This window comes from Aquidulcibacter paucihalophilus (assembly GCF_002105465.1).
In the GTDB taxonomy this organism is placed as follows: domain Bacteria; phylum Pseudomonadota; class Alphaproteobacteria; order Caulobacterales; family Aquidulcibacteraceae; genus Aquidulcibacter; species Aquidulcibacter paucihalophilus.
The window spans coordinates 1-23,278 of sequence record NZ_NCSQ01000060.1 but is presented as its reverse complement, the minus strand read 5'-3'; the positions used below and the strand labels follow the sequence as shown (position 1 = coordinate 23,278).

At 55.0% G+C, this 23,278-nt stretch carries 20 protein-coding genes and 1 pseudogene; 8 read left to right on the top strand and 13 right to left on the bottom strand.

The window, feature by feature from the left end; translation table 11 throughout:
* Nucleotides 1-35: 35 nt before the first annotated feature.
* From fcl to B7364_RS05100, 5 genes are all read right to left on the bottom strand, one after another.
* On the bottom strand, nucleotides 36-974 hold the full coding sequence (gene fcl / locus B7364_RS05120; protein WP_085338862.1) for a GDP-L-fucose synthase: 939 nt from the start codon (nucleotides 972-974) through the stop codon (nucleotides 36-38).
* Between the two features lie 111 nt (nucleotides 975-1,085).
* Nucleotides 1,086-1,838, bottom strand: a complete 753-nt coding sequence (locus B7364_RS05115) for a glycosyltransferase family 2 protein (protein ID WP_157893504.1) — start codon at nucleotides 1,836-1,838, stop codon at nucleotides 1,086-1,088.
* 71 nt (nucleotides 1,839-1,909) lie between these two features.
* Entirely contained in the window at nucleotides 1,910-3,004 is a 1,095-nt protein-coding gene (gene gmd, locus B7364_RS05110; RefSeq protein ID WP_085338857.1) for a GDP-mannose 4,6-dehydratase, read from the bottom strand.
* A 175-nt stretch (nucleotides 3,005-3,179) separates the two neighbouring features.
* On the bottom strand, nucleotides 3,180-4,160 hold the full coding sequence (locus B7364_RS05105) for a UDP-glucuronic acid decarboxylase family protein (protein ID WP_085338856.1): 981 nt from the start codon (nucleotides 4,158-4,160) through the stop codon (nucleotides 3,180-3,182).
* Nucleotides 4,147-5,505 carry a UDP-glucose dehydrogenase family protein gene (locus B7364_RS05100; protein ID WP_085338855.1) on the bottom strand — a complete coding sequence of 453 codons (1,359 nt, stop codon included), beginning with the start codon at nucleotides 5,503-5,505 and terminating at the stop codon, nucleotides 4,147-4,149. Before B7364_RS05100 ends, B7364_RS05105 begins: the two co-directional genes overlap by 14 nt.
* Nucleotides 5,506-5,806: 301 nt before the next feature.
* Here B7364_RS05100 and B7364_RS05095 point away from each other — a divergent pair, with 301 nt between their 5' ends.
* Nucleotides 5,807-6,133, top strand: a complete 327-nt coding sequence (locus B7364_RS05095) for a hypothetical protein (RefSeq protein WP_085338854.1) — start codon at nucleotides 5,807-5,809, stop codon at nucleotides 6,131-6,133.
* Between the two features lie 23 nt (nucleotides 6,134-6,156).
* On the opposite strand, the gene B7364_RS05090 is transcribed toward B7364_RS05095, so the two are convergent.
* Nucleotides 6,157-7,620: an FN3 domain-containing metallophosphoesterase family protein gene (locus tag B7364_RS05090; RefSeq protein WP_085338853.1), complete on the bottom strand. Its 1,464-nt coding sequence runs from the start codon at nucleotides 7,618-7,620 to the stop codon at nucleotides 6,157-6,159.
* Between the two features lie 132 nt (nucleotides 7,621-7,752).
* Nucleotides 7,753-9,018 carry a TCR/Tet family MFS transporter gene (locus B7364_RS05085; RefSeq protein ID WP_198534044.1) on the bottom strand — a complete coding sequence of 422 codons (1,266 nt, stop codon included), beginning with the start codon at nucleotides 9,016-9,018 and terminating at the stop codon, nucleotides 7,753-7,755.
* 137 nt (nucleotides 9,019-9,155) lie between these two features.
* Here B7364_RS05085 and B7364_RS05080 point away from each other — a divergent pair, with 137 nt between their 5' ends.
* Nucleotides 9,156-10,529 (top strand): lytic murein transglycosylase, encoded by a 1,374-nt coding sequence (locus tag B7364_RS05080; RefSeq protein WP_085338852.1) that lies wholly within the window; start codon nucleotides 9,156-9,158, stop codon nucleotides 10,527-10,529.
* Nucleotides 10,530-10,633: 104 nt separating this feature from the next.
* On the opposite strand, the gene ahcY is transcribed toward B7364_RS05080, so the two are convergent.
* A complete protein-coding gene (gene ahcY / locus B7364_RS05075) occupies nucleotides 10,634-12,025 on the bottom strand; it encodes an adenosylhomocysteinase (RefSeq protein WP_085338851.1) in 1,392 nt (463 codons plus the stop codon).
* A 313-nt stretch (nucleotides 12,026-12,338) separates the two neighbouring features.
* Between ahcY and rpmI the strand changes: the two genes are divergently transcribed.
* Both rpmI and rplT read left to right on the top strand, forming a co-directional pair.
* On the top strand, nucleotides 12,339-12,539 hold the full coding sequence (rpmI, locus tag B7364_RS05070; RefSeq protein ID WP_085338850.1) for a 50S ribosomal protein L35: 201 nt from the start codon (nucleotides 12,339-12,341) through the stop codon (nucleotides 12,537-12,539).
* An 11-nt stretch (nucleotides 12,540-12,550) separates the two neighbouring features.
* Nucleotides 12,551-12,910 (top strand): 50S ribosomal protein L20, encoded by a 360-nt coding sequence (rplT, locus tag B7364_RS05065; RefSeq protein WP_085338849.1) that lies wholly within the window; start codon nucleotides 12,551-12,553, stop codon nucleotides 12,908-12,910.
* A gap of 204 nt (nucleotides 12,911-13,114) precedes the next feature.
* Here the strand turns inward: rplT and B7364_RS18370 are convergent.
* Nucleotides 13,115-13,414 (bottom strand): annotated as a pseudogene (locus tag B7364_RS18370) (P-loop NTPase fold protein); the annotation flags it as partial.
* A 144-nt stretch (nucleotides 13,415-13,558) separates the two neighbouring features.
* Between B7364_RS18370 and B7364_RS05060 the strand changes: the two are divergent.
* Nucleotides 13,559-14,470 (top strand): alpha/beta fold hydrolase, encoded by a 912-nt coding sequence (locus B7364_RS05060; protein ID WP_085338848.1) that lies wholly within the window; start codon nucleotides 13,559-13,561, stop codon nucleotides 14,468-14,470.
* Here B7364_RS05060 and B7364_RS05055 read toward each other — a convergent pair.
* Nucleotides 14,467-16,617, bottom strand: coding sequence for a M3 family metallopeptidase (locus B7364_RS05055; protein ID WP_232780814.1), 2,151 nt, complete (start codon nucleotides 16,615-16,617; stop codon nucleotides 14,467-14,469). The two genes, B7364_RS05060 and B7364_RS05055, sit on opposite strands and share 4 nt — an antisense overlap.
* A 171-nt stretch (nucleotides 16,618-16,788) precedes the next feature.
* On the opposite strand from B7364_RS05055, the gene pheS reads away from it, so the two are divergent.
* From pheS to B7364_RS05040, 3 genes are all read left to right on the top strand, one after another.
* Nucleotides 16,789-17,862 (top strand): phenylalanine--tRNA ligase subunit alpha, encoded by a 1,074-nt coding sequence (gene pheS / locus B7364_RS05050; RefSeq protein ID WP_085338847.1) that lies wholly within the window; start codon nucleotides 16,789-16,791, stop codon nucleotides 17,860-17,862.
* A gap of 74 nt (nucleotides 17,863-17,936) precedes the next feature.
* Nucleotides 17,937-18,449, top strand: a complete 513-nt coding sequence (gene dut / locus B7364_RS05045) for a dUTP diphosphatase (protein WP_085338846.1) — start codon at nucleotides 17,937-17,939, stop codon at nucleotides 18,447-18,449.
* Complete coding sequence (locus tag B7364_RS05040; RefSeq protein WP_232780813.1) at nucleotides 18,427-19,506, top strand: lysine-2,3-aminomutase-like protein; 1,080 nt, start codon at nucleotides 18,427-18,429, stop codon at nucleotides 19,504-19,506. The genes dut and B7364_RS05040 overlap by 23 nt, the downstream gene beginning before the upstream one ends.
* A 13-nt stretch (nucleotides 19,507-19,519) precedes the next feature.
* On the opposite strand, the gene B7364_RS05035 is transcribed toward B7364_RS05040, so the two are convergent.
* The 3 genes from B7364_RS05035 to B7364_RS05025 form a co-directional block, all read right to left on the bottom strand.
* Nucleotides 19,520-20,032 carry a response regulator gene (locus tag B7364_RS05035; RefSeq protein WP_085338845.1) on the bottom strand — a complete coding sequence of 171 codons (513 nt, stop codon included), beginning with the start codon at nucleotides 20,030-20,032 and terminating at the stop codon, nucleotides 19,520-19,522.
* Entirely contained in the window at nucleotides 20,029-20,403 is a 375-nt protein-coding gene (locus B7364_RS05030) for a response regulator (RefSeq protein WP_085338844.1), read from the bottom strand. The genes B7364_RS05035 and B7364_RS05030 overlap by 4 nt, the downstream gene beginning before the upstream one ends.
* A 77-nt stretch (nucleotides 20,404-20,480) precedes the next feature.
* Complete coding sequence (locus B7364_RS05025) at nucleotides 20,481-22,946, bottom strand: PAS domain-containing hybrid sensor histidine kinase/response regulator (RefSeq protein WP_157893503.1); 2,466 nt, start codon at nucleotides 22,944-22,946, stop codon at nucleotides 20,481-20,483.
* Between the last annotated feature and the right edge of the window lie 332 nt (nucleotides 22,947-23,278).

Sequence of the window (23,278 nt, the reverse complement as noted above, 5' to 3'; positions counted from 1 at the left end):
ACACGCCTCTGGATCAGATACTTTGTCCACACGGCCTAGCCAAATGCACTTTGATAGGTCTGGGTCAAACCGACTTGCAAAGGACGGGCTTGGCTCCAGCCTAGGCTATGCAGTTTTGAGACATCGGATAATTTCCGAGGCGTGCCGTCCGGTTTTGACACATCAAATCGCAAGCTTCCTTGGAACCCAACGGTTGCGCAAACAAGTTCAGCCAGTTCTTTAATGGTAACTTCTGAGCCCGAGCCAACATTGACATGTTCTTCATCGCTATAGACTTTCGCCAAATGCACAACCGCATCGGCTAAATCATCGACGTGGAGAAACTCGCGCCGCGGGTTACCGCTCCCCCAAACAACAAGCTCGGCAGCGCCACTTAGCTTTGCTTCATGCGCTTTGCGCAGAAGCGCTGGCAAAACGTGGCTTGATTCTAGGTCGTAATTGTCACCTGGACCGTAGAGATTGGTAGGTTGGGCCGCAATGAAATCACAGCCATATTGGCGACGATAGGCCTGGCAAAGTTTAATGCCGGCGATCTTCGCGATGGCATACCACTCGTTAGTAGGCTCCAGGGGCCCTGTCAGCAGAGCGTGCTCGGGAATTGGCTGTGGGGCCATCTTGGGGTAAATGCAAGTTGAGCCGAGGAAAACGAGCTTCTTTACGCCGACCTGATGTGCTGCGTGAATGATGTTGGCTTCAATCATCATGTTTTCGTAGAGAAATTCCGCTGGCTTTGTGTTATTGGCCTGAATCCCGCCGACCTTTGCGGCAGCCAAGAAGATACAATCTGGCTTTTCAGATGCGAGCCAAGCCTCCACCGCACTTTGCCGAACTAGATCGACTTGGTCGCGGCTAACCGTGACCAGATCACACCCTTCAGAGCCTAGGCGACGCACTATGGCACCGCCGACCATGCCGCGATGTCCGGCAACCCAAACTTTTTTGCCGCTTAAGCTAAACACGGGAGTAGGTGTCATGGAATCCTCGAACAAGATAAATCGGCGCATTGGCCAAGTTTAGAATGGGGTAGAAGACCCACGTCTGGTTTAACCAGCACAGCGCCGCAGAAACAGTAAGATTGTCTTGTCCTAAGGTTTCACGACCAAGAATTGTCCAACTTTGCGGAGTGGCTTAGCAAACAGAGCATAGTCGATCAATCCAGCCTTGAGCCACTTCTGCCGCGCTCTTAGCGCTTCAAGATTATGATGCAAGTATGAGGTGACGCCCGATGTACTGCGTCCACCCTGCTGCATGTCAATAAGTACCTCATCAATCAGATGTGAACTAAATCTGTGCACCTCAAGAGCCCTTAACATCCAGTCATAGTCTGATGATGTCTCGAGTGCCACGTCAAATGGCCCGACTGCCTCAACAACATGCCGTTTGACATAAAATGTCGGGTGCCCAGGCATCCAGCCCGCCCTAAAACCATGGCGTGGACGGGCCTGCCCCTGCCAGACTCTAGAGATTGTTTTCGTCTCATGGTCTGTTACAAAGTTCAGGTGGCCATGGACCGTATCAGCTTTCATTAAGCCACAGCCAATCGCCTCAAGACTCGTCGGCCGATGATAGGTGTCATCAGAGTTGAGGACCCCAATCGCATCACCCGAAGCTAGTTTCAGACCCTTATTCAACGCGTCGTACATGCCTCTATCGGGCTCTGAGATCCAAGTAATATTGGTCTGTGGATAGGACTTTACGATCTCCATTGTATCGTCGCGCGATCCGCCATCAACTACAACGAGCTCTTTTGGACCATAGGTTTGAGAAAAGAAGCTATCCAAGGTGTGGCGCACTGTGGCTCCAGAATTCCACGTCACCATGATTACTGAAATCAACACAGAAAAGATCTCCACATACACAAGATCAGGACTAAAAATGAATGAGGGGCTGCAATTTGCGCCCCTACGCCTTAACGGACGACAGCCCCGAAATCCTCATCAAGGCGGCGATGCGAGGCTTCAAGGGCGACTAAATCAAAGTCACTCTTCACCATTTCTGTCACCATTTGTGTAAAGCTGGTTTGAGGGGTCCAGCCAAGCAGACGCCTTGCCTTGGCCGCATCGCCCAGAAGCAAGTCGACCTCAGTTGGGCGGAAGTAGCGTGGATCGACAGCGACTAAGGTCTTGCCAGTCTTCAGGTCGCGACCAATTTCATCAAGTCCGTCACCTTCCCAAGAAATGTCAATCCCAACTTCTTTGAAAGCTAAATTGACAAACTCGCGTACCGAGCGCTTTTCGCCAGTTGCCAAAACAAAGTCATCCCCAACCTCGTGTTGGACGATCCGCCACATACCTTCGACATAGTCGCGCGCATGGCCCCAGTCGCGCTCTGCATCCAGGTTGCCCAAATAGAGCTTGTCCTGCAGACCTTGGGCAATAGCTGCTACGGCGCGTGTGATTTTGCGCGTGACAAAGGTTTCCCCGCGCAGCGGGCTTTCGTGGTTAAACAAAATGCCATTAGATGCGTGAATGCCGTAGGCTTCCCGGTAATTGACCGTGATCCAATAAGCGTAAAGCTTGGCCACCCCATAGGGTGATCGCGGATAGAAAGGGGTGGTCTCGCTTTGAGGTACGGCCTGCACAAGGCCATAGAGTTCAGAGGTCGAGGCTTGGTAGAAGCGGGTAACTTTTTCCATCCCGAGGATCCGAATGGCTTCAAGCAAGCGCAGCGTGCCAACCGCATCAGCATTGGCCGTATATTCGGGCGTTTCGAAACTCACCTGCACGTGGCTTTGCGCGGCAAGGTTGTAGATTTCGTCTGGCTGCACTTCTTGTACAATACGGATCAGATTGGTCGAATCTGTCATGTCGCCATAATGCAGCTTCAGGCGGACATCTTCCTCATGGGGATCTTGATAGATCTGATCAATCCGAGCGGTGTTGAAAGACGATGAGCGCCGCTTCAGGCCGTGGACTTCATAGCCCTTTGCTAACAATAGCTCTGCCAAATAGGCACCATCTTGTCCGGTGATTCCGGTGATTAAGGCTCTTTTACGCACTGACATCGCTTTTACTCACATATGTTCAAAAGGGATCCGCCAACCGTGGCCTTGCTGCCAGATGACAGACAAAGCTTGGTGGCATTCAGTTGGGAAGGGAAGTGGTCATTTCCTGACCACCCCTTCACCAACCACGGAGCGAGGCCACCAGGTCAGATTGGCCGCTGCCAGCTTGGCCGACTTACGAGGCCGCGATTGCCGCGTCGCGATTACCCTCTTTCAAGAGTTGGTCGAAATAGGAGATTGTTTTGGTTAAGCCTTCGCGCAAGTGGACTTTTGGTTCCCAGCCGAGTTGGGCTTTGGCCTTGTCGATGACGGGGCGGCGCTGCTTTGGGTCGTCTTGGGGCAGAGGGAATTCCACAATGCGTGAGCGGGAGCCGGTCAACTCGATGACCAGTTCAGCCAATTGACGAATGGTGAACTCGCCGGGATTGCCCAGATTGATCGGGCCAATGACGTCGTCATCGGAAGCCATCAGCTTCATAAAGCCTGAGACCAGATCATCGACATAGCAGAAGGAACGGGTTTGTTCGCCGGCACCATAAACCGAGATATCTTGGTTCTGCAGGGCCTGAACGATGAAGTTGGACACCACCCGTCCATCATTGGGATGCATGCGGGGGCCGTAGGTATTGAAAATGCGGGCTACCTTGATGCGCACTTTATGCTGCCGGTTATAATCGAAGAACAAAGTCTCCGCACAACGCTTGCCTTCATCATAGCAAGAGCGTGGGCCAATCGGGTTCACATTCCCCCAATATTCTTCTGGCTGTGGGTGAACACTTGGGTCGCCATAGACTTCCGAGGTCGAGGCCTGAAAAATCTTCGCGCGCACCCGTTTGGCCAAGCCCAGCATATTGATGGCCCCATGCACGCTGGTCTTAGTCGTCTGAACCGGGTCATGTTGGTAATGGATCGGCGAAGCGGGACAGGCGAGATTATAAATCTCATCCACCTCGACAAACAGCGGGAAGCACACGTCATGACGCATCAGTTCAAAGCGCTTATGGCCGATCAGATGCTCAACATTGCGGCGGGTGCCAGTAAAGAAATTATCCACACAAATGACTTCCGCGCCGCCTTCCAGAAGACGCTCGCATAAATGCGACCCCAAAAAACCGGCCCCACCCGTGACCAAAACGCGTTTATTAGCATGATACATCTTGAAGTTCCTTAATGTCCGAAGCCTGGCGGGAATTTTGCGGTCTTCCTACACCAAAATAGCCAATCCCATAGCGCTCCATCTCAGAAATACTGAACATGTTCCTTAAGTCGACTACAATTGGAGCAGAAAGCATCGTTTTTAACTTGCCGAGTTCAATCGATTTAAATGCATCCCATTCAGTCAGAATGACTAACGCATCGGCACCTTGAATCGCCTCAGGCATGTTTTCGGCATAATCGATATTGCGGAAGTGGCGTTGGGCCTCGTGCATACCTTCTGGGTCAAAGGCCCGTATGCGTGCACCTTCGGCTTGCAATGCCGGTATGATATCGAGCGACGGGGCATCGCGCATGTCATCGGTGTTCGGTTTAAACGTCAGACCCAGAACTGCAATTGTCTTGCCCTGAACGTCGCCGCCCATGGCTTGGACAATTTTTTGTGCCATGGCCTGTTTGCGGGCATCATTAATCCGCACTGTAGTCTCAATTAGTTCAACAGGGGCACCAGCTTCCCGCGCGGTCTTTATGAGGGCGAGGGTATCCTTTGGGAAGCAAGAACCACCATAACCCGGCCCGGCTTGCAAGAAGCGTTTTCCGATCCGCTCATCCAGCCCAATTCCCAGTGACACTTCTTGCACATCGGCATCCACGTTTTCACAAAGGTCCGCGATCTCATTGATGAAAGTGATCTTCATCGCAAGGAAGGCGTTGGCAGCATATTTGGTTAGCTCAGACGTCCGGCGAGATGTGAACAAGATAGGCGTCTCTTGATCCATCAGGGGACGATATAGGTCCTGCATGATCTGGCGAGCGCGTGGCTCATCCGCGCCGCCAATGACAACGCGATCGGGCTCTTGGAAGTCTCGGATGGCGGCACCTTCGCGCAGAAACTCTGGGTTTGAGACCACGGCAAATTGCGCATCGGGCCGGCGAGCCCTGATGATGGCCTCGACTTCATCCCCGGTTCCGACTGGCACTGTTGACTTGGTGACAATCACGGTGAAGCCTTCGATTAGGTCTGCAATCTCTTCGGCTGCCGCGTAGACATAGGACAAATCTGCATGACCATCAGAGCTTCTCGCTGGCGTGCCAACGCCAATGAAGACGGCGTCAGAGGCCGCGATCGCTTGCGCAGCGTCCGTCGTAAACCGGAGGCGACCTGCCTCGACGTTACGAGCAACCAAATGATCCAATCCCGGTTCGTAGATCGGCATTATACCTTGGTTCAGCTGGCGAATCTTTGTCGAGTCCTTGTCGACGCAAGTCACATCATGACCAAAGTCCGCAAAACAAGCACCCGAAACTAGGCCTACATAGCCTGAACCAATCATCGTGACGCGCATTTGATCTACCTTTTTCGAAATCGGGCATCCACAAAGGTATTTGCCAATGAAGAGTACATCCGATGCGGTTTCTGGCTGCCACGATGTCCTGAAAAGTGACGCCTATCTATTCGACAGCAATTTCAATGCCAGACTTTTACCTCGTATCTCTGACGTAACCAGTCCAGTTTGGTTACATGCGAATGGAGCAATCAATTTTGACCTAGACCGTTATTCATGAATCTCTCAAATTTATCTAATCGCCTTAAGTGCACGGAAATACGCGCGGGTTATAGATGCTTGGCTAGGGGAGAAGTTGGGCATGGCCACCGCAAAACAAAAGGGTCTGCGCGACGCGTCAGATGTGCAAGCAGTTGACTTGGAATCAGTCCATAACCATGTGGATACACAGGTGCAGGATGCAGTTCTGGTGACGGCTGAGAATTCTGCACGCTTTTCGCGAGATCCCGGTCATGTTCCTTCGCCCGTGCAGTCTATCCAAGAGCGGCTGGAAATGGAATTTGCGGCGCAAATCCATGAAGATGACGACTCGATGAGGGATTTGCGCCCTATCGGCTTTGCCATTGCGGTCGTTTTCTCGCTTGTCGCGTGGACTTTGATCATTCAGGTCGTTCGGATCGGCCTATAGAGCAAGCCGGTTTGCGCTATGCGTTACTGTGGATCTCTGAAGTCGCGATAAGGAAAATTGGGGCCATAGGTGCGCTGTTCCAAGGTGGCCGCTGGGCCTTTTGTCACCTGCTTTCGGCCTGTGACGTCCTTGCTCATTTCGAAGCTGTCATAGAGCTCGCCAGTGGCCGCATAGGCGCGGTATTGAAGCTGCCCACCGTTGATTTCAATGGTTTGGAAAAACTGGGTACCTTCACCAAATCGATCTAACCGAACCCCAGACGGGGCATATTCATCCCATCGGGATGACTTAAACTTGTATTGCTTCGGCCCGGATACCGAATTCACAAACATCATCGCGACATCCTCTGCGCCTCCAATTGATGTGCGCTCGGGCCTTTGGGGGTCGGTGTCCGCAATCGTGCCGCGAGCATAGGTATGATCATGGCCCTGCAAAATGAGATCGACTTTGTGTTTGCTAAAAACTGGCAAAAGAAGGTTTCGCCGCGAGAGATTGTCGCGTCCCTGGCCGGACGAAAAGATCGGATGATGCATAGTAACAATCCGCCATTTTGCCTTCGATTGGGTTAGGGCCGCATCAAGCCAAGCGGCTTGGGCGGCTAAGTCCTCAGAGGTGGTGTCCAGCACGAATATATCTAAGTTTGGTCCATAGGACACCTTGTAGACCGTCTCGCGCAAATTGGCAGGCAGGCTCTCAATGGAGCTTAATCGAAATTGCGGTCGCCACATAGCTGACAAAAGCCTCCGCTGTGCGGGCCCAACGCCAAAGCTATCATATTCATGGTTGCCAGAAACCGGAATGGCCGGGATCATGCCATGGATAAACCCAACGGCTTTGAACCATTCGGCCCATTCAATGTCGCGAGAACCGCGATTGACCAAGTCGCCTGCGTGGATGATGAAACGCGCGTCCGGCATCTTTTGGTACCCAGCACGGATCAGGCGCGACCAATGCGACAAAACGCCATTTTGCGCATCGCCGACATAGAGAAACTTGATTGGGCCCTCTTTGGGTGCCGTGCGGATGTGGAACCACTCACTCCATTTGCCTTCTCCGCCGCCAACGCGATAGGCGTAGAGTGTGTCGGGCTCGAGACCCTCAAAATTGATGGAATGATAAGTAACGGGGGCAAGGCCTGCATTCCACGTCATCTTCAGTTCTTGGCCGGCGGTCTTGATGGTCTCGAGGTCAAGCGGTTCAGAATCAGCGGCCTTCCTTGTGGCACCCAGATCAAAGCGTGCGTCAGGTGTGGCGCGCACGATTTCGGCAATGGCCTGAGTGACGCTGGCATCCGTCCGCCACGTAACGGCGAAACTGGTGGTGGGGTCGGTTTCAAACGTTGTGATGATGCGGTCTGGCCAAGCAGAGGCTTGTTGCCAAGGTGCGAGGCTCGGTGCAGCGGCAGCGTGATTAGGGTGGGCTAGGGCAGGGGTTGCTAAGCTCAGCATGGCAAAAAAGCTACATGCCATAAATTTCCATTTTCCCATCACGCTCTCCCATGCCGGGCTACGGAGGCCCGCCTACCTGCCTTGCTACTGAAGGCCCATGACGTGTCTATGACACTTCTTTGGGATGGTGTCGCAAGTGTCGTCACCTTGATGTGAGGCTGCCGTATCGATTCACCGCGGTTTACCGCTACCGGGGCTACGGCGAACGGCAAAAACTGCGATCAATAAAGCGGTGCCGAGAAAGAACGAGGCGGTCAGGAATGGGGCACCGGGTAAGTCCAAACCACCCGGTAATTGTTTTGCAATGCCAAGGGCGAACAAGCTCGTGTAAAGGGTGGGCGCAAAAATCCCCATCATCGACATGAGCGATGCAAGGCCGCCTTGTAATTGGCCCTGTGCACTGGGGGATACACGTTGTGTCATCAGACTTTGGACAGACGGATTGAAAAGTGCCCACAATGTCATGACCGGCATCGAGCACCAGAATAAAATCGGTGTGGGTGCAAGGCCGTACAGGGCAAAGCCGCACATTCCAAACAAGAGCGCGACCATGAGAGAGCGCCGCTCCCCCAAACGCCCAACGACGCGTTGGACGATGAAGAGCTGGGCCAAGATCATCAAGGTTGATGAGGCCGCCATCGTGGCTCCAGTTTGGACGGTGCTGAAATGATAACGATGCTCGGCATAAAGGACAAAGGTGGAAGGAAAAACATTCTGCGCCAGAGCAAATAGGCCATAGACGGGAATCAGCGCGTAAAGCATTGGCTGATCCTTGAAAACAGCCAGGGCCCCGACTGGATTGGCTTTGCGCCATCTAAATGGGCTGCGGTTCTCCAGCTTGTGCGATTCAGGCAGCACGAAATAGCCATAAGCGGCGTTGAGGAAGCAGAGACCGCCAGCAACATAGAGAGGCAAGCGCACATCAATTGCCCCCAATAGACCTCCCATTGCCGGGCCAAAGGTAAACCCAACCCCAAAAGCTGCACCCAACATACCGAATGCTTTAGCTCGCCCTGAAGGCGGTGTAACATCGGCGACATAGGCATTGGCCGCAGAGATGTTGCCAGCTGTGGCCCCCGAAATCAAACGCGCGGCCAAGAATGCCAAAAAGGTTGGCGCATGGGCTGTGGCAAAATAGGACACACCCAAGCCGACACAAGAGAGAAGGATAATAGGTCTGCGCCCATACTGGTCTGACAAAGCTCCAAGAATGGGCGACATAAAGAACTGGAGCGTGGCCCACATCGTCATGGACCAGCCAAAGGCATGTGCGGCTGTAGTGACGTCTGTGAAATAGGTCTCAACCAGCCGCGGCATGATTGGAACAATTAGCCCGATCGACAGCATATCGAGCACAACAGTCGCCAAGATAAAGATCATGGCACCTGCCCGGGCTGCCGGCGGCGTTGTGGCAGGTTGGCTTGGAATATCGGTCACCTAGGTCCCAGTTTTCTTGATCACTAAATTGTTATCCGCTTTACGGGGCGGGAGATCAAGGCAGTGTCTGGGCAAGACTTAGGTTTTCGCGCATCTTGTTCATTGCGGCTTCACCCGCAGCATCCTAGACTGGACGCATGATGGCCCGAACCCTTTGCTTGGCAGCTTTGGCTGTTGCAACCTCGACCTTGGCTGGCGCGCAAGAGCCACTAGCCTATGTGCCGCCGCCCTTTACCTCGTCTGGTTCCGCTGAGTTTGACGCGTGGCGTACAGACTTTGCAACCCGAGCTGTCTTGGTGAGTAAAAAGCAGCCAGCCATTGTTGACGCGACTTTGGCGGATCTATCGCCCAATGGCGATGTGAAACGGCTGAACGAAAGCCAACCCGAGTTTGTCCGCCCGATCTGGGCCTATATGGCAGGGGCGGTTTCGCAGAACCGAATTGAGCAAGGCCGCGCGGCTTTTGCAGCACGACGAGATGCGTTGGCACCCATTACAGAACGCACCGGCGTGCCCGTGGAATTTGCCATTGCCATTTGGGGCGTCGAAAGCAGCTTTGGTGGCAATAAAGGCTCGTCCGATGTCGTCCGTTCGTTAGCGACATTGGCCTATACAGGGCGACGTACTGCTTTGGGTGAAGCGGAATTGTTGGCGGTGTTTGACATTCTGGAGCGCGGCGAAGCTAGCCGCAGCGATCTCGTCGGCTCGTGGGCGGGGGCCATGGGCCACACCCAATTCATGCCAAGTTCGTTTCTAAGCCGCGCGATTGATGGCGATGGCGACGGTAAGCGCGATATCTGGTCCAACCCCATTGATGCTTTGGCCTCCACACAAAACTACCTCGCCCGCGCGGGCTGGAAAGCCGGTGAACGCTGGGGCACTGAAGCAAGCGTTCCAGAGGGCTTTGATTGGAGTTTAGCAGACGGTGTCTTGCGCCCACTTTCGTTTTGGAAGGCCTTAGGCATCAATCCGGTTGCCGCAACATTGCCGGAAGGCCAGACTGCACCCGCTGACGACGAGAACTGGCAGGTTCGCCTTTTGGCACCGGCCGGTGCTCGTGGAACGGCTTTCCTTGTTGGTGTCAATTACGGAGCCATTCGCGCTTATAATGCGGCAGACGCCTATGCCCTTTCGGTTGCACACCTGGCAGATCAGATTGCTGGACGTGGTCGTTTGCCAAGCCGCTGGCCGACAGATGACCCACCCGTGGGGCGGGCCGGGGCAACCGAATTGCAAACCCTATTGAACGGATTGGGCTTTGATGTCGGTGCACCCGATGGCCAAGCAGGGCCTCGCACGCGGGCAGCATTACAGGCCTATCAGAAGAGTCGCGGAAAGGTTGCTGATGGCTATGCCTCGGTAAGCGCCTTAGCCGCCATCCGGGCTGAAGTGCAGGCAAACCAACCCCCAACACTTGCCCCTGTCGCCACGCCCAGCACCATCGTGCCACCACCGCCCTCATCGACCGACCCCAATTATAGGGGTCCACCTCCGGTCAAGATGACGTGGTAGGGCTAACTTCGCATAAGAAAACGGCGGCGCAGTAATCTGCGCCGCCGCCTTGCAATCCCCCGATTGCCCCACGATCTGTGCCGAGCCCTTGCCCGGGCACAGGATCAATAGCGATAGGTGTCTGGCTTGAAGGGACCAGATTGAGGAACGCTGATATAGTCCGATTGGACTTTGGTCAATTTCGTCAGTTTGGCACCAACTTTTTCCAAGTGCAACATGGCAACCTTCTCGTCGAGGTGCTTTGGCAACACATAGACTTTGTTCTCATACTTATCGCGGTTGGTGTGCAATTCGATCTGAGCCAAAGTTTGGTTGGTGAAGGATGCCGACATCACGAAGCTTGGGTGGCCCGTGCCATTGCCCAGATTGACCAAACGGCCTTCGGACAAGACGATGATGCGCTTGCCGTCTGGGAATTCGACTTCGTCGACCTGCGGCTTCACATTGTGCCACTTGTAGTTCCGCAAAGCGGCAACTTGGATTTCGCTGTCGAAGTGGCCGATATTGCATACGATGGCGCGATCTTTCATCACCCGCATGTGGTCGAGCGTCAAAACGTCGAGGTTCCCGGTCGCGGTAACGAAAATGTCGGCACGCGGTGCAGCATCTTCCATGGTGACGACTTCATAGCCTTCCATCGCAGCCTGTAGCGCGCAGATGGGGTCGATTTCGGAAATCATCACGCGGCAACCTGCGTTGCGCAGTGAAGCGGCAGAGCCTTTGCCTACGTCGCCAAACCCAGCAACCATGGCAACCTTACCAGCCATCATGACGTCGGTACCGCGACGGATCCCGTCGACCAGCGATTCCTTACAGCCATAGAGGTTGTCGAATTTCGACTTGGTCACGCTGTCGTTCACATTGATACCTGGGAATGGCAATTCGCCACGCTCTGCCATTTGATACAGACGATGCACACCGGTGGTGGTTTCTTCCGACACACCTTTAATGGCGTCGCGGATCGCCGAATAGAAACCTGGCTTCTCTACCAAATAGCGCTTCATCACGGTGTAGAGCGCTTCTTCTTCTTCGTTTTGTGGGTTGTTCAAAATGCTGGGGTCTTTTTCAGCTTTTGGGCCCAAGACGCACAACAGGGTTGCATCGCCACCGTCGTCCAAGATCAGATTTGGATAGCCACCATCGGACCATTCAAAGATTTTGTGGACATATTCCCAATATTGCAAAAGCGTTTCGCCTTTGATGGCGAATACAGGCACGCCAGCCGCGGCAATGGCTGCCGCAGCTTGGTCTTGGGTCGAATAGATATTGCACGACGCCCAACGGACATCAGCGCCCAAAGCGGTCAAGGTTTCAATCAATACACCGGTTTGGATCGTCATGTGCAAGCAGCCAGCGATGCGGGCGCCTTTCAAAACCTGGGCGGGGCCATATTCAGCACGCGTTGCCATCAGGCCGGGCATTTCGGTTTCAGCAATAGCCAATTCCTTGCGGCCCCAGTCAGCCAAGCCGATGTCGGCCACGATATAGTCAGTCATGAAGAGTCCTCGAAGAGTCGATGCCTGCGCCAGCGACCTTCGCGCACAGGGCCTTGATGGGCGCCTTCTAACTGAGGCTGCCTCAAAAGGCAAGGAAAGATATAAACATGTCTTTATATGATTGCAGAGGGCGTGTTTTTGGGTAGGTCAGGTGGGCTAAGACACAGTCCCGTGCCTTGTTTTTTGCGTGCTCTTGGATTAGATCGCGCCTCCCATCTGATCGTCCGGCGAAACGGCATGCCGTGGCGGTTATTTTAGCTGACTTGAATTCTCTTTGAAATCAAGTCCGTGCATCTAAGCACAGGAGAGCGAAATGCCGAAACTGAAGACCAAGAGTGGCGTCAAAAAGCGCTTCAAGATCACGGCTACCGGCAAAGTTATGCATGGCGTCGTAGGGAAGCGTCACCGTTTGATGTCACACAAATCCAAATATATCCGTCAAAACCGTGGAACGTCGGTGCTCGCGACTGGCGATGCAACACGCGTGAAACTTTGGACGCCCTACGGGCTGTAAGGATATAGACAATGGCACGTATTAAAGCAGGGCAACAAACCCGCGCCCGTCGGAAGAACATCCTGGCAGCCGCTAAAGGCTTCCAAGGCCGCCGGAAGAACACCATCCGCACCGCCACCGCCGCCGTATGGCGCTCTGGCCAATATGCTTATCGCGACCGCAAGGCCAAGAAGCGCAACTTCCGCGCTTTGTGGATTCAGCGCATCAACGCAGCAGCCCGTCAGCATGACATGACCTATTCGGTCTTCATCAACGGCTTGTTGAAGGCCGGCATCCAAGTCGACCGCAAAGTGTTGAGCGACATCGCAATCCGCGAACCCGCCGCCTTCGCAGCCGTGGTTGAAAAGGCGAAGGCTGCTTTGGCAGCTTAATCCTTCACTTGGTTGACACGAACTAAAGACGGCCTTGAGGTATCTCAGGGCCGTTTTTGTTTGGGCCGCAGCAAGTGCAACCGCGAAGTCATGGATGGCTAAAATTCTCCCGCGATATTCCTTAGCTTTGTGGGTCACAACACTCAGGGCACCGCTGAGTTTTCTTTTAATATCATAGGACCTCACGGTGGCTTCAAGGATTGCTGCCTTAATCTCTTCCAAGAGAGCCCCAACGAGCGGCTGCACGCCCCGCAAGATCCAAAGATCGAACCGCACAACAATTGGCCTTTCGCCCTTGCTCGCATTATGAAGCTCCAAGACCTGACCTAAAATCTCGTTCGCCAGCGACGATTTCCCCGACCCCCAAGTGCCTTCCAAACCATACACAAGGCCTGAGTTACCACTTTGCGCCAACATCGACTGCGCGATCTTTACCGCAAAGTCTCTAACGCCCAGAATATCAACCTCAATCCGTTCCAGTGCAGCATCACCATACAAAAGCATTAAACCACTCCTCAAATCCCAATCTTTGGTATTTGTATCATAGGTAGCACGCTGTGGGAGAGAAGAATTTTGTGCTTCGACGAAAAAAGTAGGCTAAGGGCTAGTCTGACCAAACCCACCACGCCTGCATCGGGGGACAAGTGCATGCCGACCATCCAAGCCAATGGTATTGAGCTTTATTATGAAGAGCGGGGCGAGGCTTCGGGTGTGCCTCTATTGTTGGTCATGGGGTTGGGACGGCAATTGATTGCTTGGCCGGAAGATTTCATGGCGCAGTTGGTGGCGGCTGGTCACCGTGTCATCCTGTTTGATAATCGCGATGTGGGCCTTTCTACGCATTTTCATGGTGCCCAAGTGGCCAGTCCGGTACGGGCGATTGCGGGCCTCATTTTCGGGATTGGCTTTAAAACGGCCTATCATCTCAAGGATATGGCTGCGGATGCGGTGGCGCTATTGGATCATTTGAAGATTGATGCGGCCCATGTCGTCGGGGTCTCGATGGGGGGGATGATTGCGCAGAATATGGCGATTTATCATCCTTCACGCGTGCGTAGTTTGATCTCTGTGATGTCAACCAGTGGCGCGCGCGGCTTGCCGGGGGCTCCAGCCAAGCTTCGCCAGCGCCTAACCGCTCGCCGCAGCACGGCCCCTAGTCGTGACGAGGCGATTGAGATCGGTCGACGGACGTTGGAATTGATCTCGTACCCTGACCCCGCCCGCGCGCCAGACGCCTTTGTGAAGCACTCTGCAGCTGCTTATGATCGGGCTTATGATCCCAAGGGCACACTTCGACAGCTCATCGCTGTTCTGGCCGATCGGCATCGAGCAGGGCAGCTGGCAACAGTCAAAGCCCCCACTTTGGTTATTCATGGCAAGCAGGACGAATTGGTGCCGATGGCGTGCGGAGTTGATACGGCCCGCCGCATCCCGGGTGCGCGGTTGGAGATCATCGACCAAATGGCCCATGACCTCCCACCGTCAAAAACCAAGCACATGGCCGATCTGATCATTGGCCACACACAAAGCGTAGAGCAAGGCCGCGCTGCCGCCGCCTAATTATTGCTGGTGCCGTCGGCCAAGCCGCGCATTTCCAACAAGGCTTTCGGGTCGGGATCACGACCGCGGAAGTTGCGGTAAGCCTCAGCTGGGTCGCGTGAATTGCCGCCGGCATAGACAAAGTTACGCAAGCGCTTGGCGACGTCTTTGTTGAAAATATCGCCTGTTTCGGTAAAGGCGCGGAAGCCATCAGCATCCAGCACTTCCGACCACATATAGGAGTAATAGCCCGCCGAATAGCCGCCCGAAAAGATATGACCGAAGTGGGTTGGCCGGTGGCGCATCACGATTTCACGCGGCATGCCAATCTTGGCGAGGCTTTCCCTTTCAAAGGCCCCCATATCAAAGCCTTTGGGCAGGTTGGGCTGGCTATGCACATCCATATCGACCAAGGCTGAGGCTAAGAACTCAACCGTGGCAAAGCCTTGGTCGTGATTGCGGGCAGCCATCACTTTGTCGAGCAATTCCTTTGGCATGGCGGCACCAGTCTCGCTGTGGCGGGCAAAGCGTTCCAGTACTTGGCGTTGTCCGAGCCAGTGCTCATAGATTTGGGCTGGGAATTCCACAAAGTCGCGCGACACAGAGGTACCAGCGAGGCTTGGATAGGCGACATTGGACAAGAGGCCATGCAAGGCGTGTCCAAACTCATGGAACAAAGTCTCTGCATCATTATAGGAGAGAAGCGTCGGCTTGCCTTCCGGGGCCTTGGTGTAATTGAGCACATTCACGACCATGGGCTTTAGATTGCCATTGACCCGGTCTTGGCCCTGATAGCTGGACATCCACGCCCCACCTTGCTTGCTCTCGCGGGAGAAGAAGTCGCCATAGAAGAGGCCGATATGGCGACCATCGGCTTCCATAACCTCCCACACCCGTACGTCTGGATGATAAACCGGAACTTTGCCGGTGACTTCCTTGAACGTGAGGCCAAATAATTGGTTCGCCACCCAGAATTGCGCGTCCAGCATGGCCTCGAGCGAGAAGTAAGGCTTCACTTCATCTTCGTTCAAATCGTACTTTGCTCGGCGTTTCTGCTCGGCATAAAAGCGCCAGTCCCACGGTTCTAGCTTGTCGCCTTCAAAGCCTTGAGACTTCGCCAGAGCCAGATATTCGGCGGCATCGCGTGTCACGGCGGCCTTGGCAGGCTCCCACACGCCATTCAACAAGGCGCTAACATTCGCCGGGGTCTTGGCCATCGTATCCGCCAAAGTGAAAGCCGCATGGTGTTCATAGCCTAAAATGGCGGCTCTTTCCTGCCGCAGGGTGACGATCTCACTCGTAATGGCTTTTGTATCTTCACCATCATTATTATCGCCACGCAGCACCCATCCACGCCACGCCTTTTCTCGCATCGCCCGGTTGGTTGAGAGTTCTAGAAAAGGCTCCACGCTTGAGCGGCTCAAAGTCACAACATGTTTGCCGGGCATGCCGCGGGCGCGACCCGCCTCCAAAGCGGCATCGAGGAAGAATTGCGGCAGACCCGCGCGATCTGCATCGGTCTCCAGAACAAGCGCGAATTGATTGGTATCGGCCAAGACTTTCTGGCTGAAATCGGTGCTCAAGGTCGAGAGGCGCTGGTTAATCTCTGAGACGCGAGCCTTTTGTGCTGGGTTCAGCTTGGCACCCGAGCGGACAAAGCCTTGATAGACGCGCTCGACCAAGCGGCGTTGCTCAGCGGTACGCAAGCTCGCACGCTTGTCATACACGGCTTGCACGCGGGCGAATAGTTTCGGGTTGAGGCGGATTGAGTCTGAATGGGCAGCTAGAACCGGCCCCATTTCGCGCTGGATCGCGCGAATATCGGCATTGGAATTGGCTGATGTCATGTTGAAAAAGACAGCCGAGACATCATCGAGCATGAGGCCCGCTTTTTCCATGGCAAGGATGGTATTGTCGAAGGTCGGTGCAGCCTTGGCATTGGCAATGGCCTCAATCTCAACCCGATGTTGACGCATGCCTTCATAGAAAGCGGGGCGGAAATGCGCGGGGCGGATCCGGTCAAAGGCTGGCGCGCCAAATTTTGTTGTCTTGGCTTCAAAGAAGGGATTGCTGAAGGCTTGCGTGGCACTTGCGGGTTGGGCTGGGTTGGCAGCAACGGCCAAAGGCAAGGCGCATACACTCAGCGCGAGAAGGGCGGTACGGATCACTGGATTCTCCCCAAAACTTGGCCCATGGCCTGCTTAAAATTTTAAGCCGCTTCCTTAGGGGGGAGGGGAGGCCCTGTCAGCGGTAGGCTCGTGCACATTATTGTGAGGTTTGGGCCAAGCACCTGCGCCACCCCCCTCCCATTTAAGCGTCCAATCCGCTAGGACCGTGTCATGACTGATATTGCAACTCTCTCCCGCGAGCTTTTTGCCCAATTGGATGCCGCTCAAGACGAAGCGGCTGTTGAACTGGTGCGCGTGAACGCCCTTGGTAAAAAGGGCAGCGTGTCAGAGCTTCTCAAAGGCATGGGCGGCATGAGCCCGGAGGAGCGCCAGACTTTCGGCCCCTTGGTCAACGGCTTGAAGCAAAGCCTGAGTGATGCGATTGCCGTTAAGAAAGAAGCGCTGGCCCAAGCCGCCCTCGACGCGCGCCTCTTGGCAGAGCGGATCGACGTGACCTTGCCTGTGCGGCCCGAGCGGCGCGGCAAAATCCATCCGATCATGCAGGTGTTTGAAGAGGTGCAAACCATTTTCGCCGATATGGGCTTTGCGATTGCTGAAGGCCCAGACGTGGAAGACGACTTCCATAACTTCACGGCGTTGAACTTCCCGCCCAAACATCCCGCCCGCGACATGCATGACACCTTCTTCTTCGAGGAGAAGGAAGACGGATCGCGCATGTTGCTGCGCACCCATACAAGCCCCGTGCAAGTGCGCACGATGTTGAGCCAGAAACCACCTATCCGCATTGTTGCACCGGGCCGTACCTATCGCTGCGATTCCGACCAGACCCACACCCCCATGTTCCACCAGATTGAAGGCCTCGTCATTGAAGACGGGGTTCATATGGGCCATTTGAAGGGTGTGCTGATGGATTTCATGCGCGCCTTCTTCGAGATCGATGATGTGGATGTGCGCTTCCGCCCGCACCACTTCCCCTTTACCGAGCCGTCAGCCGAGATGGACGTCCGCTGTGACCGTTCGGGCGGCGCACTAAAGATTGGCACGGGTTCGGACTGGCTGGAGATTTTGGGCTGCGGCATGGTGCACCCCAATGTGTTACGCGCCTGCGGCATTGATCCAGACCAGTATCAGGGCTTTGCCTTTGGTATGGGCATCGACCGTTTGGCAATGCTGAAATATGGTATCCCAGATCTGCGCGACATGTTTGCTGCCGATGTTCGCTGGCTCAAACATTATGGATTTGAGCCGACCGTTCAGCCGAATCTGGCTACTGGTTTGAGCTAAGCTCAATCGCCTTTGGGCCGCTTACAATTTGTTGATCTGCTTGCCCCGCGCAAGTGCCCCGTGAAGGACCTTGGATGTTGAAGCCGTTCTCGACCCGCGCGCCCGCAACGCCTTCAGACGCGAACGAGGCCGTTCGCCCTTTGGTTGCCGTGAAAAAGCTGCCGCACTTCGGCGATCTGCCTTTGCCGACCTACGAAACCAGCCAGTCCGCTGGCATGGATTTGCGTGCGGCTTTACCCGAGGGCGGGCATATTGACCTTCTGCCCGGGCGAAGGGCGCTCATCCCAACCGGCCTCTCGATTGCTTTGCCACCGGGCTATGAAGCGCAAGTCCGGCCCCGCTCAGGCCTCGCGCTCAAAAATGGCATCACGTGTCTCAACAGCCCGGGCACGATTGATGCTGATTATCGCGGCGAAGTCGGTGTGATCTTGATCAACCATGGCTGGGAAGGTTTCCGCATCCACCGCGGGGATCGCATCGCCCAAATGGTGATTGCCCCCATCACGCAAATTGGCTGGATGGAGTTTGACGAACTCGACGAGACGGCACGGGGAACAGGCGGCTTTGGCTCCACTGGCAAAGATTGAAGCGCTTCCGCCCCCCACCCAAGCCGAAGCAGCCAGCACGAGAATCGCAGACTTAGAGGCTCGCGGCCTCATAACGCCTGAGGCCGCCATCGGCTTAGACGCCGTCGCTGCGCGCTATGCGGTCGCAGTCACCCCGACCATGTTGGGTTTGATTGACAAAGAGGACCCCCAAGACCCGATCCGGGCACAATTCATCCCGCAAGCCCGCGAATTGGATCAAACGCCGCACGAGAGCGCCGATCCGATCGATGACGCTGCCTTTTCGCCCTTGCCGGGTCTTGTCCATCGCTATGAAGACCGGGTGCTTCTGAAAGTGGTGTCTGCCTGCCCGGTCTATTGCCGGTTCTGCTTCCGCCGAGAAATGGTTGGGCCGGGTGGCGAGGCCTTGGTAGGCGATCATCTCGATCAGGCCTTGGCGTACATCCGCGCCCGACCACAGATTTTTGAAGTTATCTTGACTGGGGGCGACCCCTTCATGTTGTCACCCCGCCGCGTGCGGGATTTGACACAAGCCTTAGCTGCCATGGCCCATGTGAAAGTGCTGCGCTGGCACACGCGCGTGCCGGTGGTGGCACCCGAGCGGGTAAGTGAAGATTTCGTCCAAGCCCTCCGGACGGAAAGCGTAGCAACTTGGGTGGCGATCCATGCCAATCATCCACGCGAATTCACGCCAGCGGCACAAGAAGCGATCGGTCGAATGCGTGAGGCGGGAATTAGTTTGGTTAGCCAATCGGTCTTGCTGCGCGGGGTGAACGACCGTTTGGAAGTCCTGCAGGAGCTGATGCGTGGGTTCGTCGCCCTTGGGGTAAAGCCCTATTATCTGCATCATCCAGATCTTGCCCCCGGCACCGGTCACTTCCGCTTACCGATAGCTGAAGGCCAAGAGCTCATGCGGGGCCTACGTCGCACTCTGACTGGACTTGCCCAGCCGACCTATGTTCTCGACGTGCCAGGCGGGGCCTTTAAAGCACCTTTGGACCTGCCCTATGTGCAAGAGTCAGGCGCCGGTCTTCAGCTTTTAGACGGCACGGGCCACTGGCATGATTACAAGGGCTGATGGCTTAAAGGGTTCAGCCCTTGCCGGTTAGGCTTGCAAGCTTGGCTTCTGCCTCTGCCAAGCGGACCCGGCTTTCTTCGGCAATCCCAATCTGTTTCGACCGATCCCGCAAGGCCGCCCGATAGGTTTCGCGAATGCCCAATTGGGTCGCGATCCGAGCGCTGACGATCTGAAAATCAACAGGCTTGGTGACATAATCATTGGCACCTGCTTGCAAGCACTCCACCATCATCGCTTGGTCTGTGCGCGCCGATACCATGATGATCGGCAAAGCTGCCGCAGACCTTTTGGTCCGAATCTTCTTCACGACATCGAGGCCACTTAAACCCGGCATCATCACGTCGAGGAGAATGATGTCGATGGGTGAAACCGACAAAATATCTAACGCCTCAGTGCCATCGCTGGCTTCGTAAATCGTCGCCTGGCGATTGCGCAGCCGACGCGCCAACACATCAATATTGTCCTGCATATCATCGACAATCAGGATGTTGGTATTGGCGAATTGGTTTTGGAGGTCCTCAGTCATGATACAGACTTCCCTTCAAATTGGCGGGCCATTTCATCCATCAAATGCGGCCAATCGACTGGCTTGGTTGCAAAGGCATCACATCCGGCTTCAAAACAAGCTTCGCGCGATTCATTCATGGCATGGGCCGTCAGCGCGATAACTTTGATCGTTGCGCCCAGCTTTTCGCGTATCTGCCGGGTCGCATCGAGCCCGGACATAATCGGCATGGAAACATCCATCAGCACAAGATCAGGTTTCCAAGACAGCGCCTGGTTGACGGCATCTTGGCCATCACTTGCGCCGCGAACTTCAAAGCCGGCGCGTGTCAGGCGACGCATCAGCATTTCGCGATTGTCGTCATGATCTTCTGCCAGCAAAATTCTTTGCATGACTGTCCCCTGTTACTTTGCGTTTAGCCGTCTCATGATTTGCGCATGATTGACTAGGTCTCTGTCTCTCGTATGGGTCACGACCCCGCCTTCCATTGGCGATAGCGTGGCAACTCAATCGTCTCGGTCTCAGCGCTTTCGGTCTTGGGACGGATCAAGCGCGCAATGGCAGCGCCCAAGACAGATCCCAAAACTGGCTTCATGAAATGTTCCTGCGCGCCAAGCGCGATCGATTTGCGCTGGTCGTCATCGGAAGCAATCACCACGATTGGCGTGTCGTTCAAATCGGCATTTGCGCGCAAGGCGGCCAGGCACGCATAGCCGTCCATATCCGGAAGTTCGAGGTTTAGGACGATCAGATCGACGTTGCGGTTTGCCAAATAGGCCATGGCAGAGCTGCCCGTCGCCGCCATAGCGCTATTGAGGCCTAAATTCTGAGAAGCGCGCAGGGCCAGCGTATTGCTGACTTCGTCATCATCAATCACGAGGATCAGTGGGGCTGAATCCTCAGCAATCATATGAACGTCGACATCTTTGGCTTGCAGGCCTTTACCGGGCAAAGACAGGGTAAAGGTGGATCCCGTCCCAACTTGGCTGGAGACGGTAACGGTCCCGCCGAGGAGATGCATCATTTCACGGGTGAGGGCGAGGCCCAGGCCCGTTCCACCATAGAGGCGGGTTACTGAGCCGTCGCCCTGCTGGAAAGGCTCGAACAAACGGGCTTGCGCCTCGTCTGTCATGCCAATGCCTGTGTCGCTTACCTTGATTTCATAATGGGTGCGTCCGGTGGGCGCGCCCTTTTTCTCAAACGAGACCGCAACCTGCCCATCCTGGGTGAATTTGATCGCATTAGAAATCAGATTCATCAAGCATTGGCGCAGACGGAACCCATCTGTCAGCACGATGATCGGCTCGCTGGGTGCATTGAGGATCAGGTGGTTGCCACGATTTTTCGCCAATGGGCCTAAGCTTTGTAAGACTTCATCGGCGAGATCGTTCAGATTGACTGGTTCTTGCGTAATGTCCATTTTGCCCGCCTCAATCTTAGCAAGATCGAGAATTTCGTTGATCAGCTTCAACAAATGGTGGGCGGAATCCTGCACTTTGCGGGCATCGCGGGCAGCTTCTTGACGGCCATCTTGCTCAGCATCCTCAATCAGCATTTCGGTATAGCCCAAAATGGCGTGGAGCGGCGTCCGCAGCTCATGGCTGACGTTTGCCATCAATTGCGATTTGGCTTGGCTGGCAATTTCCGCATTTTGACGTGCCTCGCTCAATTGCTGCACGGCGGTGGCCAAGAGATGATCGCGCTGGTCAATATCGCTCAAGACGCGCTCAAAGCCGGCCAGCAATTGCCCCGCGCTTTGATTTTCCCGTTCTTGCTCGCCCGACACATCCAAAGGCTCTTTCAAGCTTTCCAATTTAGCATGCCAAGAGGGCTGGCTGCGTGGGAGGCTTAAGACCTCTGGCCCGCAAATCTCTTCGAGCAGCTTACGCTTTTCATCTAAGGCCTCTTGGGCGCGGGCAATCATCCCGGTCAGGCGTTCTTGTTTCGCCTTTTCATCAGCCCGCACCAAAAAGACTTCGGTCACGTCCTGGGCATAGCCAATCGCACCGCCAATCTTGCCTTCAGGCGTGTACCAAGGGTGGACTTCCCAATCGAGATAAACCTCCGCCCCATCTGCGCGGATCCGGTGGTCGGCAGACTTCTGGCTGCTCACACCAGTCAGCGCCAAGGTGATGGCATCATGCCAATCTTGTTTAGCCGAGGGCATGGCTTCAGCCATGGTTTTGCCCAATAAATCTTGTTCCGTTAGTTGGACCGCACCCAGCCATGCATCATTAACCGCCATAAAGCGGGCTTTGGTATCAAAAAGGGCGGCCCGCATTCTGGTGTGTTTGAAAATCAGCTTAGAAATCATCGCATCGCGGGCGGCGGCGCGGCCTTGCAGCAAAGCTTCTTTGCGAGCGCGCTCTAACTTGCGTTCAGCCACATCGCGGGCTCGCCACGCGAAAACAATGTAACCTAGGCCACAAATGGCAGCCAAACACGCAACATAATGGCTGAATTCTGGATGGTCTTTGTGGTCTATGAATGGGTGCCACAAGCTGAGAATTGGCAACACCAGAAACGGTGCAAGGGTCATCGCCCCGGAAATGCGCGAGACCGACAAAACCCCAGTAGCCCGGGTCGCAGCGGCGGCCAGCATGGCTGTCGCTGCAATTGCTAAGGCTAAATCACCCGATGCGATCATGGCGAGCGGGGCGATCATAAAGCCGCAAACCGTGATCCCACACATGGCCCCGAACTGAACGGCAGCCCGGGTGGTGCGTAAATGATTGCGGCCGCTGCGAACAAGCCGGCGGGCAAACCATGTATCAACCGCAAAGAGCGCCAAAAAGGCAACGACCCAGACCAGAGGCCATATATGACGGGTAGCAATGGCAAATGTGCACCCTGCCAGCACGATCATCATCACGATGACGGGTGCCTCTTTCCGGACATTGGCAAAGTGCTTTTGCAGCGCGTAAGGACGTATCAAGGCTCTATACTCGTAAAAACTCCGCCTGCCTTCTACTCTATTTGGATTAATATTGGGTCTCTGAAACCGGTCGGATTCATTCTGGTAGGTGAATGTTTGAAGGTTTGACGCGGCATTAGCCGACCCCACCCCCACGTTGTCATTTGCGCCGAAGCGTGAGCTGCGAGCGGGGAACTTGCGGGGNTCTGGAAGGCTTTGGTGCAGGCTGTGCCTGCCCCAAAGGCCATACGTTATTGTTCGCGGGCGATTTGGTGAACCAAGGGGATCACCAAAGCGCGTCCAGATAAAAAGCCTAACCAAAACCACTGTCGTCCCCGCCGAAGCGAAGCGCA